We start from the raw sequence: 1082 nt of genomic DNA on the forward strand, positions 1-1082 counted from the left end.
TTGTATGTGAGGGTGATCTCACTGCTTTTGACAATAAAGTCAAAGGTTTTTTTTGTTGCGTTGTATTTCAGGATGCTCAGCTTCGCTCTGGCCGTAGTGCCGCTGGCCGAAGATTCAGTGTAGAGCGCGGCTATCTCATCCAGGCCGTCGCCGTCGATGTCTCCCGCAGCTATACCAGTTATGTCGTTTGCCTTCAGGCTTCCGCCGTGGTCCGTGGAAAACATTGTCGAGGTGGTGAAGACGCTGCTGTTTGCCGGGTCTTCTATCTTGTAGACAGCTAGTTTTGCGGGGCGTGACACATCCGCCGCGGAGCCCTCAATAGCAGTGAAGAAGGCCGCTAGTTCAGGCGTGCCGTCACCGTCGAAGTCTCCTTTGACCATCCTGATGCTGGTAGTGGGTTTTATGGCTGTGAGGCCGCCCACTATGCTTCCGCCCGCGTTTATTTTAGTTCCTTCACTGCCGTTTACCCATGTATAACTGTCTGAGTAAAGGTAAGAATTGGAAGTGGAATAGAGTTTTTTGCCGTCTACAAGCATCACACGCATATAGGTTTCGGTGTCGTGTCCTCCTTTTGCCGTTACAAAGGTCACGGCGTAGTCGCTGTATCCGTCATTGTTCCAGTCATGGGCGACGATGTCGTGCATTGTTGTAACTCCAAGCGGCTCCGCCTTTTTCCAGCTGCCGTCTCCTTTAAAATTAAACTGATATGCAGGGTATATGTTGTCAATCAGAATCCTCTTAGGCATAGCAAGCTTGCCGGAGGTGCCCTGTTTATATATATCGAAACCAAGCTGGCTGTACATATCATCCTTCTTAACAATGAACGAGGTGACTATGATATTTTGGGGGACATTGTTAAAGCGTGTTATTCCGTAGAAATCAGGAGATATCTCCACAGATGACGGCACATATCCTTCCGTGGTGGCTAAAGCGAATGGAATTGCCGTGGGCAAGTAGTTAGACGAATCGTGACAGCCGTCATTTGTGTAATCGATGTTATCCGGAGAATTATAGTCATCATTCAGATTTTTTCCTTCCACAACCTTTTCTTTTGTGCCCATCATGGTTTTTACATTAGTTTT

General features: G+C 47.8%; 1 protein-coding gene. It reads right to left on the reverse strand.

Annotated features, from left to right (window positions below; translation table 11 throughout):
* Positions 1-1082: VCBS repeat-containing protein (locus RRY12_13270; GenBank protein MEG2185645.1), on the reverse strand; the 1082-nt coding region annotated here is incomplete at both ends.

Origin of the sequence: Cloacibacillus sp. (assembly GCA_036655895.1) — a bacterium.
In the GTDB taxonomy this organism is placed as follows: domain Bacteria; phylum Synergistota; class Synergistia; order Synergistales; family Synergistaceae; genus JAVVPF01.